This window comes from Streptomyces sp. MJM8645 (genome assembly GCF_001625365.1).
Lineage (GTDB): Bacteria > Actinomycetota > Actinomycetes > Streptomycetales > Streptomycetaceae > Kitasatospora.
Genome location: NZ_LJJF01000003.1, coordinates 23,936 through 37,459 on the forward strand (window position 1 = coordinate 23,936; position 13,524 = coordinate 37,459).

Consider the following 13,524-nt stretch of genomic DNA (forward strand, 5'->3'; position numbering starts at 1 on the left):
GGTCGCACGGGGAACCCGACGGGCGGGGAACCCGGCGGGCGGGGAACCCGGCGGGCGGCGCGGGCGCGGCCTACGCGCGGCGGGCGACGTAGAACGACAGCGAGCCGGTGAGCGTGGAGACGGTCTCGGTCTCGCGCACGCCGTGGAAGCCGGCCTCGGTGATCAGCCGGGGCAGGATGCCGTCGGCGTTGGGCTGGGTGTCCTCCTTGCCGTCCGCCAGTTGCACGATGCGGAACGCCAGGCGCATGGCGGCCGTGCGCTGGCGCCCGAAGTCGGCGATGACGAGCTTGCCGCCGGGGCGCAGCGCCGTGTGCATGGAGGCGAGGACGGCCTGTTTCATGGGGATGGGGCACTGGTGGAGGACGAGGCTGGAGACGACGGTGTCGGCCGTTTCGGCGCCCACGAGGTCGGCGACGGCGTCGCCCATGCCGATGTGCCATTCGGGGGTCACGCCGGCGGCGGCGGCCTTGCGGCGGGCCACTTCGAGGGTGGTGGGGTCGGGGTCGACGCCGATGACGCGGGCGCGTGGTTCGACGCGGCCGAGGAGGACGGCCAGGGAGCCGGTGCCGCAGCCGACGTCGAGGATCACGTCGTCGGGGCGGGGGGCCACGTGCATGGCGAGCAGGCTGCGCCACAGGCGTTCGCGGGTGAGGGAGACGATGGGGTCGTAGAGGCGTACGGGGCCGAGGCGGCCGGCGGCGGGGGTGAAGGCGCGATCGGTCATGGGGGTCAGTGTCGGTCGGGGGGTGTGGTGGCGTCTTGAACGAATCGCTCGCCGGGCGGGGCGGGTTGGGGGTTTCCGGGGCCGGTTGCGGGCTGGTTGCGGGGCTGGTTGCGGGGGTCGGGTTCCGGCCCTCCGGGGGCACATAGAAAGTCTATCGACATATGACGTTGGATGACTTATCGTGATCGTCGCGGTGGTCGGCGCGACCGGCCCGCCGCGACCACCGTTCGGCCCTGCGAGAGGACCTCCGTGCCCCGTCGTTCCCGCACGTCCACAGCACTCGGCATCAGCGCCACCGCCGTGGTGGCGCTGGCCCTGGCCGCGCCGCCCGCGCTGGCCGGGCCCGCGACCGCCCCCGACCCGGTGCCCTCCCTGGTGGCCGGTCAGGACACCGCCGCCCCGCAGCTGGTCACCGGCCTGGCCGAGCCGGCCGTCGGCAGCCCCGCCGACGCCGCCCGCGCCCACCTCGCGGCCCACGCCGACCGCTACCACGTCGACCCCGGCGAGCTGGCCGAGGTCGGCTCCGAGAGCACCCCCGACGGCCGGCGCACCGTCAGGTTCGAGCAGCGCCACGACGGCGTGCCCGTGTTCGGCGCGCAGTACCTGGTGCACCTGACGGGCGAGGGCGCCGGGCAGCGCGTCGAGTCGGTCGGCGGCAAGTACTTCACCGGCCTGACCGTGCCGACCACCGCCACCGTCCCGGCCGCCGCCCTGCGGGACCTGGCGCTCGGCTCCGTCCAGGACCCGAAGGCCCGGGCCGCGGCCACCGCCGAGGACCACGGCCTGGTCGTCCTGCCGGACGGCGCCGGACGGCTCGCCCAGCGCTTCACCGTGCACGCCGCCGACCCGGCGACCGGGGGGCCGGCGGCCCGCGAGGTCTTCGTGGACGCCAACGTCGGCGTGGTCGCCCTCGCCTACGACACCCGCGCCCCGCTCCCGGCGGCGGCGCCTCCCGCCGGGAGCGCCGCGGCCGGCCTCGAACCCGCCACCGGGACCGCGCCGGACGCCCGCGGCAACTCCGCCAAGGTGAACATCGCCCGCCTGCCGGACGGCAGTTACCAGCTCACCGACCTCACCCGGCCCGCCACCATCACCACCTACGACGCGGGCGGCCGGGACGAGATGGACTTCGGCGGCGGCATCCCCGCCGACCTCCCCCCGGCCCACTCCCCCGGCCCGGACTTCCCGGCCTCCGCCGGCACCAGCGGCGCCACCGACGCCAGTGTCAACGCCGGTATCGTGTACGACTTCTACCACGACCGCTTCGGCCGCAACGGCCTGGACGGCAAGGGCGGCGCGATCACCTCCGTCGTCAACGTGACCCAGGACGGCGCCCCCTACGCCAACGCGTACTGGGACGGGAAGAAGATGGTCTACGGCAGCGGGGGCCCCAACTACTACCCGTTCTCCGCCGCCCTCGACATCGCCGGGCACGAGATGACCCACGGCGTCATATCGAACACCGCCGACCTGGCCGGCATGGGCCAGGCCGGCGCGATGAACGAGGGGCTCGCCGACTACTTCGGCAACGCCATCGAGGTCACCGCCCGCGGCATGTCCATGAACGACCCGGCGGCGGCGCTGCTCGGCGAGAGCAAGTGCCGCACCGGCACCCCGCAGGCCTGCGCGGACCGGCGGATGGACGACCACCGCACCACCGTGAACGACTACCTCGGCGGCACGGTCGACAACGGCGGACAGCACCTCAACGCCACCATCTTCAGCGGCGCCCTGTGGGACATCCGGCGCACCCTCGACCCGCTCACCGCCGACCGGGTGGTCTACCGGGCGCTCACCGCCTACCTCACCCCGCTCGACGACTTCGTGGCCGGGCGCAACGCGGCACTGGCGGCCGGCCGCGACCTCGGCCTCAGCCACGCCCAACTGCGCACCGTGGCAGCCGCGTTCGACGCGCACGGGATCAAGGCCGGCTGGGAGAGCCGGATCGGCATGGACAGCCGCACGCTGGCCCGCAACCTCTCCTACTCGATGGCGCCCCCGGCCGCCGGCGGCGGGCACTGGGTGGCGATGGCCCCCGCCCCCGACCCGGTCAAGGGCACGGGCGGCACCCTGCCCGGCACCACCGCGCTGTACACCGGCTCCACCACCGGGCGCGGCGCCCCCGTCCGGCTCAGCCCCGACGACGGCCGCTACCACAGCTGGCCCTCCACCGACGGCACCAACGCCGTGTGGAAGGCCATCGGCACCACCGCCAAGGACCACAGCCGGGAGCTGCTGACCGCACCGCTGTCCGGCGCCGGCCCGGTCCGCAGCCTGTTCCGCGCCGACGGGAAGGAGCCCGGCAACCCGCAGGTCTCCGGCGGCGACATCGCCTTCACCGTGCACGACTTCGCCGCCGGCCGCACCAGCCTGTGGCTGTCCCACGACGGGGCCCCCGCGGTCGAACTGCCGCTGGCCGACGGGCACCACCCGGACGACCTCACCCTCAAGGACGGCTACCTCGCCTGGACCGAGTCCTGGCAGGACGGGCAGCAGTACGTCACCGCGCCGACCGTCTACTCGATCGCCGCCGGCAAGGTCACCGCGCAGTACACCGCGCACGCCGCCCCCGGCGCCGCCGCGAGCACCGCCTCCTCCGCCCGGCTCGCCGGCGGACGGCTGCTGTGGCTGGACACCCCCGCCGGCGCGACCGCCCGCGCCTCCATCCGCTCCGGCGCCCTGGACGGCTCCGGCGTGACCGAGGTGATGGCCGCCGACTCGCCGAACGCCCCGACGCGCGGCAGCGACCTCACCGCCTCCGACCAGGCCGTCACCTACAAGGTCGAGAGCACCAAGCCCGCCGGCGGCTGGACCAACGCCGCGCTGCCCAAGCTCTGGCAGCTCCCGACCGGCGGCGGCACCCCGCAGCGCCTCTCCTGCGACCGGGGCGGCCAGGACCAGCCCGCGGCCGACCAGGGCACCCGGGTGGTCTGGCTGGACTCCACCCCCGGCCGCACCGACCTGGTCGTGCGCGACCGCGCGGCGGGCACCTGCTGACCACCCTTCCCTGACCCCCACCCCCCAGGGGTCCGGCCCGGCGCGGACGGCTCACAGCCAGCCGCGCCGGGCCGCCTGCACGCCCGCCTGGAAACGCGTGGTGGCCCCCAGCTGGGCCAGCAGCGCCGAGACCCGGCGCACCACCGTGCGCCGCCCCAGCCCCAGCCGCCGGGCGATGGCGTCGTCCGTGGCACCACTGGCCATCAGGGTCAGGATGCGGCGGTCCCGCTCACCGATCTGCAGGTCGACGGCGGACACCGACGCCGGGACGGCCAGCCGCCAGAGCGTCTCGAACACCGCGGCCAGCGCCCGCAGCAGGCCCGAGGGCCGGATCAGCAGCGAGACGACGCCCGGGCGCCCGTCGGCCGCCAGCGTGACGATCGCCAGGTCGTCGTCGCCCAGGGCCAGCTTGAGCGGCGGCTCGTCCAGCGTGCGGGCCTGCTCCCCCGCCTCGACCATGCGCGCCATGTTGGGGCCCGCGACCGGGTCGTCGAAGGCGCAGCCGTGGTAGATCGAGCGGTAGACGACCCCGGCGGCCATCCGCTGGCGCTGCAGCACCTCCTGGTCGAGGTAGTAGGCCGAACTGCCGGAGTAGGGCGGCACGTCGATGACCCGCACCTGGTGGCGGGCGGCGAGCTGGAGGCGCCGGCTGGCCGCCAGCACCTGGGCGGCGTCCTCGACCACCTCCAGGGCGCCGTAGGTGCCGGCGTCGCGCCGGGCGAAGCGGTAGAGGCGCTCCAGTTCCGCCCCGGCCCGGCGCGCCGTGGCCTGCCGGACGGCGTCGCTCTGCAGCACCGCCTCGACCACCCGGCCGGGCGGGAGCGCCTCCCAGGCGCGGTCGCGGTCGCGGTGGCCGTTGCCACGCGGGCCGTCGTCGAAGTGGCCGTCACCGCAATGGCCGTCGTCGCGGTGACCGTCGTCGCGCGGGCCCTCGCCGTTGCAGGCCACGACGACGCCCTCGTCGGCGAGTTCCCTGAGCACGGCCAGGACGGCGCCCTCGCCGAGGCCGACCCCGGCCGCCAGCTCCGCCGCCCGCGCCTGCGGACGGCCGACCAGGCAGCGGTAGACCCGGCCGCGTTCGGAGTCGGGATCCAGCACGTCGTGCACGACGTCCCCCGTCATCGTGTCGGTGTATCGGTGTGTCGGCGTATCGGTGTGTCCGTCTGCCGGTGTGTCGGCCCGTCCGCTCGTCGGTTTGTCGGCTTGTCGTTGTACCGGTGTCGCCCGGACGGGCCGTCGGAGGCTACCCACGCCGGTGGCGCACATGCGCCAGTGGCCCAGGTGCGCCGCAGGGCGCTCTGGCGGACCGCGAGGTGATCTCGCAAGAGTTGTCGGTGTTCAGACAGCTCCAGCGGTTCCCCCCGGGAACGGCGGCACCCTCACGGCCAAGGACAACCCATGACACCAGCCCAGCCCGCCCGGCGCCCGCCCGTACGGCCCCTGCGCGCCCGGCTCCGGCACGCCAAGGCGGCCGTCGCCGCCCTGGCCGCCTGCCTCCTGCTGCTGGGCGTGCCCGCCGCGCACGCCGAGGCCCCCGCCCCGCCGCCGATGAAGGACGGCTTCGGGCTCACCCAGGTCGGCGCCGCCACCGGCAGCGCCACCAACTTCGTGCTCACCGTCACCACACCCCAGGTCGCCGGGGAGCACACCATCCGGATCCTGCTGCCCGCCGACTACGCGGCCAGCCCGGCCAAGCGCTACCCGGTCCTGTACTTCCTGCACGGCGCCTCGGACAACCCGAGCGACCCGGCCCTGGCCTACCCCGCCCTCACCGCCGCGCAGTCGATGATCACCGTCATCCCGGACGGCGGCCTGCGCGGCTGGTACACCGACTGGCTCGACCAGAACACCGCCGCCGGGGCGCAGAACTGGGAGACCTTCCACCTCGACCAGGTGGTCCCGTTCATCGACGCCAACCTGCGCACCCTGACGGGCCGTAAGAGCCGGGCCGTCGGCGGCCTGTCGATGGGCGGCTTCGGCGCGCTGCACTACGCGCAGGACCGGCCCCAGCTGTTCGGCCAGGTCCTCACCATGTCCGGCGCGAACGACCTCTCCGTGAACGAGATGATCATCCGCGGGGCCGTGGTCGCCACCCTGACCAACGCCGGCACCGTGCTGTGCGGGCCCAGCGACGGGAAGCCCTGCGGCCTCGACTTCGGCCCCACGGTCTCCAGCGACGCGATCTTCGGCTCGCCGTACCCGGTGTTCAACGCCGACTGGCGCTGGAACGCCGCGGACCCGGTCTCCCGCCTGGGCGCGCTCACCGACACCGGCATCGCGGTCTACACCGGCAACGGCAACGGCAGCGCCTCCGACATGGAGTTCTGGGCCGAGGGCACCGCCAAGCGCCTCAAGGACCGCCTGGACGCCCTCGGTTACCGCTACCACTACGTCGACTACGGCAACGGCGCCGGCTGGGGCACCGCCTGCAACGGCGGCCACAGCGCGGGCTGCTGGGCGCAGGACCTCGTGGACTACGTCCCGCGCCTGGAAGCGGCCTTCGCCGCCGCCTGACCGGCCCGCCCTCCTTCTTTCCGCTCCCTCTCCCTTCTCCCTCTCCCTGTTCCCGACGAAAGGACCCGACCCCGTGCTCTCCGCCACGACCCCGAGCCGACCGGCTCCCTGGCTGCGCCTGATCGCGGCCGTCCTGGTGGCCTGTTGCGCCGCCCTGGGCTTCACCGCCTCCCCGTTCGCGACCGCGCGGGCCCACGCCGCCACGGCGCCGGCCGCCGCCTGCGCCTCCCCGCAGCAGTGCCTGACCATCAAGTCCCTCAGCAACGGGCGCCAACTCGACGTCCAGAACGGCACCATGGGCGACGGCGCCTACATCGTCACCAACTCGGCGCCCGGCTACCACCAGTCCTGGCGGCTGAGCGTCGACCCCTCCGACTTCTCCTTCACCATCGTCAACAACGACACCGGCAAGTGCATCGACCTGGCCTTCTTCACCCCGGCCCTGCGCCAGCAGACCTGCGCCGGGCAGTCCAGCCAGCGGTGGTTCCTGCAGCCGGTCGCCGGGGCCGCCGACGCGTTCATGATCCGCCACCTGGGCGACAACACCTGCCTGGACCTGCTGCTCGGCGCCCAGTACGACGACGCCTGGACCGACCAGTACACCTGCAACGGCACCGCCAACCAGCAGTGGTCCACCGGCTTCCCGCAGGCCGCCCGCAGCCTCGCCGTCGACCACGCCGCCAAGCAGTGCCAGAAGGACGTCTCCTCCTGCTCCTGGGCCGTCAAGAGCGAGGCCCCCGCGGCACCGCTGCCCAAGATCTGCGTCTCCTCGATCTGGTTCAACAACACCAGCAGCGCCGCCCAGCAGAACTTCGCGGTCACCAACATGACCGGCTGGTCCAGCACCCTCGGCGGCGAGATCGGGGCGGAGATCTCCGGCGGCGCCCCCGGCGGCGTCTTCACCACCGCGGTCAAGACCGCCGTCAACTACAGCAACGTCTGGCAGGGCTCGACCACCGTCAACAACGCCGTCACCGTCAACGTCCCGCCCCAGCAGTACGGCTGGGTGACGCTGGCCGAACTCGCCCGCAAGGTCACCGGAAGCTGGACGTTCGACGCCCGCGGCTTCCCGTGGACCGCCGAGGACACCGTCACCGTCCCGCTCACCTCCGACCCCAGCGGCGGCGCCACCCTCTACATCGCCAACACCAGCCCCACCTTCACCAGCTGCTCCTGAGCCCCACCGCACGACCGACAGCCAGCCGCCGCCCGGCCCCGCCGGGCGGCGGCCCCGCTTTCCCCCGGCCCTTCCCCCGCCCTGACCTGACCCCGCCCTTCCCTGCCCTGACCTGCTGACAATTGTCACGGTCGGCCGGTGCGCCAGCACACTGCCGGGCGGGGGCGCGGCGCGGACAGCATGGGGGCATGACCTCCACCGATGTGAACCACCCCGACACCGTTCGGGCCTTCCGCACCATCAGGCGGCTGGTGTTCGCCTACCTGGGCCTCAGCGTCGTCACCCTGGCGGCCGCCTACGCCCTGCGCGACCACCCCGACCTGGTGAACCCGGCCGTGTGGATCCGCGGCAGCCTCGTCGTGGCCAGCGCCGTGGTCACGTCCCTGTTCACCACCCGGGCCGCCCGCGGCTCGCGCGCGGCGTACCGGCGGCTGCGGATCATCTCGGCCGTCATGATCGCCGCGATCGTCGTGATCATCTGCGTGCCGGGGACCTTCCCGTTCTGGATGAAGGCCGAGCAGGCCCTGTGCGGGCTGGTGCTGGCGGGGGTGGCCGCCGTGATCAACGGACGCCACCTGCGTACCCTGTTCGCGCGATCCGACGCGACGTGAGGCAGGCGAGGGTGGACGAGGACACGCAGGCGCCCCTCCCCGGGCACGCCGCCGCGGAGCGCGCCACAGGGGAGCGCGCCCCGCAGCGGTGGGTGCAGGGCTGGCGGCGGATCATGCTGGGCGCCGGGATGCTGGTCTACCCGTGCCTGACCGCCGTCGCCGTGAACGACAACGTGTCCGGGGCGGCCCTGGTCGCCGGGTACGCGGTCGTCGGCGCGTTCTGCCTCTGCTTCGTCCTCACCGCCACCGCGATGGTCCGCGGCCGGCGGCGGCAGGTGCTCCTGCTGCTGGCGGTGATGAGCGCGCTGTTCCTGGCCGCGCTGCCGTTCGCCCACGAGAACGCGTTCTACCTCGCCACCGTCGTGGTCTCCTTCGTTGCCGTGCTGCGGCGCCGCCACGCCACCCGGGTGACCGCCGCCGCCACCCTGGCCGCCCTGCTGGTGCCGTGGGCGGTGCCCGCCTGGCACACCGGGCCCGGCACCTTCCAGGCGCTGGCGCTGCTGTTCACCGTGCTCACCACGGGGGCGTTCGCGGAGATCGCCACCACCAACCAGGCCCTGGTGGCCGCCCGGGCCGAGGTGGCGCGGCTGGCCTCGGAGGCCGAACGCAACCGGATCGCGCGCGACCTGCACGACCTACTCGGGCACTCGCTCACCGCGATCACCGTCAAGTCCCGCCTGGCCCAGCGCCTCGCCGCCAAGGACCTCGACCAGTCGCTGGCGGAGATGGCCGCGGTGGAGTCGCTGTCCCGGCAGGCGCTGGCCGACGTCCGGGCCGCGGTCACCGGCTACCGCGACGTCACGCTGGCCGGCGAACTGGCGCGCGGACGCGAACTGCTGCGCGCCGCCGGGGTGGTCGCCGACCTGCCGACGTCCACCGACCCCGTCGCCACGCAGGACGGGGAACTGTTCGGCTGGGTGGTGCGCGAGGGCCTGACCAACGTGGTCCGGCACGCCCGGGCCGACCGCTGCACCGTCACCGTCACCGGCTCCTCCGTGGAGATCCGCGACGACGGGACGGGCGCGGACGGCAGGACCGGCGGGACCGGCGGGGGCGGCGGGACCGGCGAGGGCAGCGGGATCGGGAAGGGCCTGAGGGGGCTGCGGGAACGGGTCGCGGCGGCCGGCGGTACCGTCGAAGCCGGCCCGCTGAGCCCGCGCGGGTGGCGGCTGCTGGTCACCGTCCCGCCGGGCGCCCGCCACCGGCGCGCCCCCGCCCGGAAAGGGACGACATGACGATCCGCCTGCTGCTCGCCGAGGACCAGGAACTGGTCCGCACCGCGCTGTGCGCCCTGCTCGACCTGGAGGACGGCTTCGAGGTGGTCGCCACCGTCGGGCGCGGCGACCAGGTCGTCGACGCGGCCCGCGAACACCGGCCCGACGTGGCCCTCCTGGACATCGAGATGCCCGGCCTCGACGGCCTGGCCGCCGCCGCCGTCCTGGCCCAGCAGGTGCCCGGCTGCCGGGTCGTCATCCTCACCACCTTCGGACGCGCCGGCTACCTGCGCCGGGCGATGGAGGCGGGCGCGGTCGGCTTCGTCGTCAAGGACGCGCCGGCCGAAGTCCTCGCCGACGCCATCCGCCGGGTCGCGGCGGGCGAACGCGTGGTGGATCCGGAACTGGCCGCGGCCACCCTGGCGGCCGGCGCCTCCCCGCTCACCGCCCGCGAACGCGACGTGCTGAACGCCTCCCGCTCCGGGGCCGGCGTCGCCGAGATCGCCGGCAAGCTCTACCTCTCGGAGGGCACCGTGCGCAACTACTTCTCCTCCGCCATCGCCAAGACCGCCACCCGCAACCGCACCGAGGCCCTGCGCACCGCCGATGACCGCGGCTGGCTCTGACACCGCCGGACGACGGGCGCAGGGCTGCCCGGGACGGGCGTCAGAGCCGCTCGACGGTGACCTGGGTGATCACGACGTCGTCGACGGGGCGTTCGCCGTCCGTGGGGACGGCCGCGAGGGCGTCGACGACGGCCCGGGAGTCGGCGTCGGCGACCTGGCCGAAGATGGTGTGCCGGCGGTTCAGGTGGGCCGGCGTGCCGACCGTGATGAAGAACTGCGAGCCGTTGGTGCCCGGGCCGGAATTGGCCATGGCGAGCAGGTACGGCTTGGTGAAGTGCAGTTCGGGGTGGAACTCGTCGGCGAAGGCGTAGCCCGGGCCGCCGGTGCCGCTGCCGGTGGGGTCGCCGCCCTGGACCATGAAGCCGGCCACCACGCGGTGGAAGAGCGTGCCGTCGTAGTACGGGCCGCTGCCCGGCTCGCCGGTGCGCGGGTCGGTGTACTCCCGGGCGCCCTCGGCGAGTTCGACGAAGTTGCGGACCGTCTTCGGCGCGTGGAACTGGAACAGCTCCAGCCGGATCGGGCCCAGGGTGGTGTACAGGGTCGCGAACAGGCCCTTGGCCATGGCGGACTCCTTTGCTCGGATGGTCAGTTGGGGGCGGGGACCGGCTCGACGGGGCCGAAGTCACGGAAGGTGCCGTAGGTGCGCGTCGCGGTGCCCCTGATCTCGACGCGCTGGTCGAAGCGCACGGTGCGGCCCTGGGCGTCGATCCACTGGTCGAGCTGGAAGGACGTCACGCCCATGCGCTTGAGGTTGAGGTAGTGCTCGGCGTCCACGGCGCGCATCTTCTCCAGGTCGAGCGTGCCGGAGAGGTGGAAGGCGGGCGCGCCGTTCTGCTCCTCCATGCCCTTGCGGGCGGCCGGGCCGAGCGCCAGCAGGGCCTTCGCGTACCCGTGGTAGTCGGCGATCCGGTCGCCGAGCGGGGACTTGCGCCAGCCGCTGCCGGACTTGACGTACGTCGCGTCCTCGGTGACGACGACCGGGTCGCCCGCCGAACCGCCGCCGGCGCCGAGGGACTCGGTGAGACGGCCGGTGCGCACCTTGCCGTTGAGGTTGATCCGGCCGGTGGTGGTCGCGACCAGTGGGCCGCCCTCGGTGCGGAAGTCCTGGGAGGCCGCGTAGGGCGTGCGGGCGGCCTGGGCGAGGGCCTGCTCGGGATCGATCACCCCGCCGGCGGGCGCCTCGGCCGGGGCCGACGCGGGTGCGGACGCCGAGGCCGCTGCCGGGCCCGATGCCGGGGCGGACGTCGGAGCGGACGTCGGGGCCGCGTCGGGGGTCGTCGGCGTCGCGGCCGGGGTGGTGGCAGGCGGGGCGGCGGGGGCCGGGGCCGCCGAGGGGGCGTCGTCGTTGCAGCCCGTCAGCGCGGTGAGGGAGAGCACGGTCGCGGCGGCGGCCAGGGCGGTGGTGCGGCGAATCGTCAAGAAAGGTCTCCGGTCGAGAGGATCGGTGTCGGCATCCTGGCACACGGCGGGTTGGTGACCGCACTCGGCGCCAGGTCGGGGCGCAGGTCGGGGGCGCGGGTCGGGCGAATCCCGCGCGGCGCCAACTTCCCTGCGGGACAGGCCTGGTGTCCACTTGTATGGCGGATCATCCCGGTTTCGGGCGGGTCGGGGGCGCGGGCGGCGGGCTCGGCTTGAGAGGATCGGCCCGGAAACGGGATGGACGGGAGAGGGTGGGTCGTGGTCGGTACCGTGCTGGTCGGTGTCCTGGTGCTCGCGGTCGGCGGGTGCGTGTGCGTGGTGTGGGCCGAACGCGGCGGCCCCCGCTGGGTGCGCGCCGTGGCGTCCGCGACGCTCGTCTCGGGGTCCGTGCTGCGCCGCTCCGCGCGCAGCCGGCGCCGGAACCGGAGCCTGAGCGGCGGTGACAGCGGCGACGGTGGCGGCGGGGATGGCGGTGGCGGCGGCGGTGGTGGTGGCAGCAGCGATGGTGGCTGAGCGCCCCGCCCGCGGGCGCGACGACGACGAGCGGCTGCGGCGGGTCTTCGAGGCGGTGCTGGCCGAGACCCTGTCCGGGACCGGGCCGCTCACCTGCACGGGCCTGGACGAGGACACCGAGAACGCGCTCTGGGCGGTCTGGGAGGCGTACCCGAACGCTTCGGCCGAGCTGGTGCAGGCCGCGCGGCGCGCCTTCGCCGGCCAGTTGGACGGCGGCAACGCGGCCCGCTGGCGCGCGGAACTCGCCGCCCGGGCGATCGCCGGGCGCCGCCCCCGCGGCTGAGCGTGCGGCCCCGGACGTCCGCATGCCCCGGCCGCGTGGGCGGCCGGGGCGCGCGGGGGCGTCAGCTCTCGGTGGAGCGGCGGCGGGAGGCGACGACGAGCGCCGCACCCGCGGCCAGGGCTGCGGCGGCGCCGCCGGCCTCCCAGCCGAGGCCCTCGGTGCCGGTGGCGGCGAGCTGGCCGGGGCGGGTGGTGACCGTGGTGGTACCCGTGGTGGCCGTGGCCGTCCCGGCGGTGGTGCCCGCCGTGGTCGTGCCCGCGGTCGTGCCCGTCGCGGTCGTGTCCGTCGTGGTGGTCAGGGCGGCGGGCCGGACGGCCGGCTGGGCGCCGGTGGCGGTCTGCGGCTGCTCGGCGGGCCGGGCCGGCTGCGGGGCCGGCTTGTTCGCGGCCTCGTCCTCGGCGCGGGCCGTGAACTGACCCTCCTTCAGGAAGTCCAGGATGTCCTGGTAGCTGCCCCGCAGCGCCTTGTCGGCCGCCTTGCTCAGTGCCGGTCCGGCGCCGTCGGAGATCCGGACGACCTTCAGCCGGTTGTCGGTCTGACTCCACTCTCCGAGTTCGACGTCCAGGAAGTGCCGCACGTCGGCGGCGGTGCCCGCGAGGGCCTTCTCCCCCGCCGCACGCACGCCCGGGCCGGTCTCCTTGTCGTCGAGGATGCCCTGCACCTTGGCGCGGTCCTCGTCCTCGGCGCGGGCGATGAACTGGCCCTCCTTCAGGAAGGCCAGAACTTCCTGGTTGCTGCCGGATATCGCCTTCCGGGCGGCCGCCTTCACCGCCGGCCCGGCGCCGTCGAAGATCCGGGCGACCATCACCCGGTTGTCGGTCTGACGCCGCTCGTCGAGTTCGACGTCCAGGAAGTGCCGCACGTCGGCGGCGGTGCCCGCGAGGGCCTTCTCCCCCGCCGCGCGCACAGCCGGGCCGGTCTCCTTGTCGGCCAGGATGCCCTGCACCTTGGCGCGGTCCTCGTCCTCGGCGCGGGCCGTGAACTGGCCCTCCTTCAGGAAGTCCAGGATGTCCTGGTAACTGCCCCGCAGCGCCTTGTCGGCCGCCTTCTTCAGTACCGGCCCGGCACCGTTGGTGATCCAGACGACCTTCAGCCGGTTGTCGGGCTGGCGCCGCTCGTCGAGTTCGACGTCCAGGAAGTGCCGCACGTCGGCGGCCGTGCCCGCGAGGGCCTTCTCCCCCGCCGCACGCACGGCCGGGCCGGTCTCCTTGTCAGCCAGGATGCGCCGCACCTCGGCGCGGTCGTGCTCCTCCTGGCCCGTCCCCTGGTCCTCGGCGCCCTTGGACGCGGTGTCAGGGCCCGAGACGCCGGCCGGCTGGGGGTTGTCGGCGGCGGAGGCCATCGACGGGAAGAGGACGGCGGGGGCCAGGACGGCGGCCGCGACGACGGCGGACACCCGGGGCAGCTTCATTCAGCACCTTGCGTTGTGCGGAGAGATTGTGAACG

General features: G+C 74.6%; 13 protein-coding genes. 8 read left to right on the top strand and 5 right to left on the bottom strand.

Going from position 1 to position 13,524, the window contains the following annotated elements; translation table 11 throughout:
• Positions 1-70 precede the first annotated feature (70 nt).
• Positions 71-724 (bottom strand): class I SAM-dependent methyltransferase, encoded by a 654-nt coding sequence (locus A6F73_RS37055; RefSeq protein WP_063352855.1) that lies wholly within the window; start codon positions 722-724, stop codon positions 71-73.
• A 249-nt stretch (positions 725-973) separates the two neighbouring features.
• Here A6F73_RS37055 and A6F73_RS37060 point away from each other — a divergent pair, with 249 nt between their 5' ends.
• The gene (locus tag A6F73_RS37060; protein WP_063352856.1) at positions 974-3,721 is read left to right on the top strand and encodes a M4 family metallopeptidase; all 2,748 of its coding nucleotides are present in this window, start codon (positions 974-976) and stop codon (positions 3,719-3,721) included.
• 51 nt (positions 3,722-3,772) lie between these two features.
• Here A6F73_RS37060 and A6F73_RS37065 read toward each other — a convergent pair whose 3' ends face one another.
• Positions 3,773-4,843, bottom strand: coding sequence for a LuxR C-terminal-related transcriptional regulator (locus A6F73_RS37065; protein ID WP_079136645.1), 1,071 nt, complete (start codon positions 4,841-4,843; stop codon positions 3,773-3,775).
• 276 nt (positions 4,844-5,119) lie between these two features.
• Between A6F73_RS37065 and A6F73_RS37070 the strand changes: the two genes are divergently transcribed.
• From A6F73_RS37070 to A6F73_RS37090, 5 genes are all read left to right on the top strand, one after another.
• Positions 5,120-6,235 (top strand): alpha/beta hydrolase-fold protein, encoded by a 1,116-nt coding sequence (locus A6F73_RS37070; RefSeq protein WP_079136646.1) that lies wholly within the window; start codon positions 5,120-5,122, stop codon positions 6,233-6,235.
• A 73-nt stretch (positions 6,236-6,308) separates the two neighbouring features.
• Positions 6,309-7,412, top strand: a complete 1,104-nt coding sequence (locus A6F73_RS37075; RefSeq protein WP_063352857.1) for an RICIN domain-containing protein — start codon at positions 6,309-6,311, stop codon at positions 7,410-7,412.
• 188 nt (positions 7,413-7,600) lie between these two features.
• Positions 7,601-8,023 carry a hypothetical protein gene (locus A6F73_RS37080; protein ID WP_063352858.1) on the top strand — a complete coding sequence of 141 codons (423 nt, stop codon included), beginning with the start codon at positions 7,601-7,603 and terminating at the stop codon, positions 8,021-8,023.
• 11 nt (positions 8,024-8,034) lie between these two features.
• Positions 8,035-9,258 (top strand): histidine kinase, encoded by a 1,224-nt coding sequence (locus A6F73_RS37085; RefSeq protein ID WP_244293869.1) that lies wholly within the window; start codon positions 8,035-8,037, stop codon positions 9,256-9,258.
• Positions 9,255-9,863, top strand: coding sequence for a response regulator transcription factor (locus A6F73_RS37090; RefSeq protein WP_063352859.1), 609 nt, complete (start codon positions 9,255-9,257; stop codon positions 9,861-9,863). The genes A6F73_RS37085 and A6F73_RS37090 overlap by 4 nt, the downstream gene beginning before the upstream one ends.
• A gap of 40 nt (positions 9,864-9,903) precedes the next feature.
• Here A6F73_RS37090 and A6F73_RS37095 read toward each other — a convergent pair whose 3' ends face one another.
• The gene (locus A6F73_RS37095) at positions 9,904-10,425 is read right to left on the bottom strand and encodes a peptidylprolyl isomerase (protein ID WP_063352860.1); all 522 of its coding nucleotides are present in this window, start codon (positions 10,423-10,425) and stop codon (positions 9,904-9,906) included.
• Between the two features lie 23 nt (positions 10,426-10,448).
• A complete protein-coding gene (locus A6F73_RS37100) occupies positions 10,449-11,282 on the bottom strand; it encodes a hypothetical protein (RefSeq protein WP_063352861.1) in 834 nt (277 codons plus the stop codon).
• A 258-nt stretch (positions 11,283-11,540) separates the two neighbouring features.
• Here A6F73_RS37100 and A6F73_RS37105 point away from each other — a divergent pair, with 258 nt between their 5' ends.
• Positions 11,541-11,795 (top strand): hypothetical protein, encoded by a 255-nt coding sequence (locus tag A6F73_RS37105; RefSeq protein ID WP_208869272.1) that lies wholly within the window; start codon positions 11,541-11,543, stop codon positions 11,793-11,795.
• On the top strand, positions 11,785-12,078 hold the full coding sequence (locus tag A6F73_RS37110; RefSeq protein WP_063352863.1) for a hypothetical protein: 294 nt from the start codon (positions 11,785-11,787) through the stop codon (positions 12,076-12,078). The genes A6F73_RS37105 and A6F73_RS37110 overlap by 11 nt, the downstream gene beginning before the upstream one ends.
• A 61-nt stretch (positions 12,079-12,139) precedes the next feature.
• On the opposite strand, the gene A6F73_RS37115 is transcribed toward A6F73_RS37110, so the two are convergent.
• On the bottom strand, positions 12,140-13,489 hold the full coding sequence (locus A6F73_RS37115; protein WP_063352864.1) for an ALF repeat-containing protein: 1,350 nt from the start codon (positions 13,487-13,489) through the stop codon (positions 12,140-12,142).
• Between the last annotated feature and the right edge of the window lie 35 nt (positions 13,490-13,524).

Coding starts and splice junctions, on each gene's coding strand:
- A6F73_RS37055 (WP_063352855.1), bottom strand. CDS start 724: ATGACCGATCGCGCCTTCACCCCCGCCGCCGGCCGCCTCGGCCCCGTA.
- A6F73_RS37065 (WP_079136645.1), bottom strand. CDS start 4,843: ATGACGGGGGACGTCGTGCACGACGTGCTGGATCCCGACTCCGAACGC.
- A6F73_RS37070 (WP_079136646.1), top strand. CDS start 5,120: ATGACACCAGCCCAGCCCGCCCGGCGCCCGCCCGTACGGCCCCTGCGC.
- A6F73_RS37080 (WP_063352858.1), top strand. CDS start 7,601: ATGACCTCCACCGATGTGAACCACCCCGACACCGTTCGGGCCTTCCGC.
- A6F73_RS37090 (WP_063352859.1), top strand. CDS start 9,255: ATGACGATCCGCCTGCTGCTCGCCGAGGACCAGGAACTGGTCCGCACC.
- A6F73_RS37095 (WP_063352860.1), bottom strand. CDS start 10,425: ATGGCCAAGGGCCTGTTCGCGACCCTGTACACCACCCTGGGCCCGATC.
- A6F73_RS37110 (WP_063352863.1), top strand. CDS start 11,785: ATGGTGGCTGAGCGCCCCGCCCGCGGGCGCGACGACGACGAGCGGCTG.
- A6F73_RS37115 (WP_063352864.1), bottom strand. CDS start 13,489: ATGAAGCTGCCCCGGGTGTCCGCCGTCGTCGCGGCCGCCGTCCTGGCC.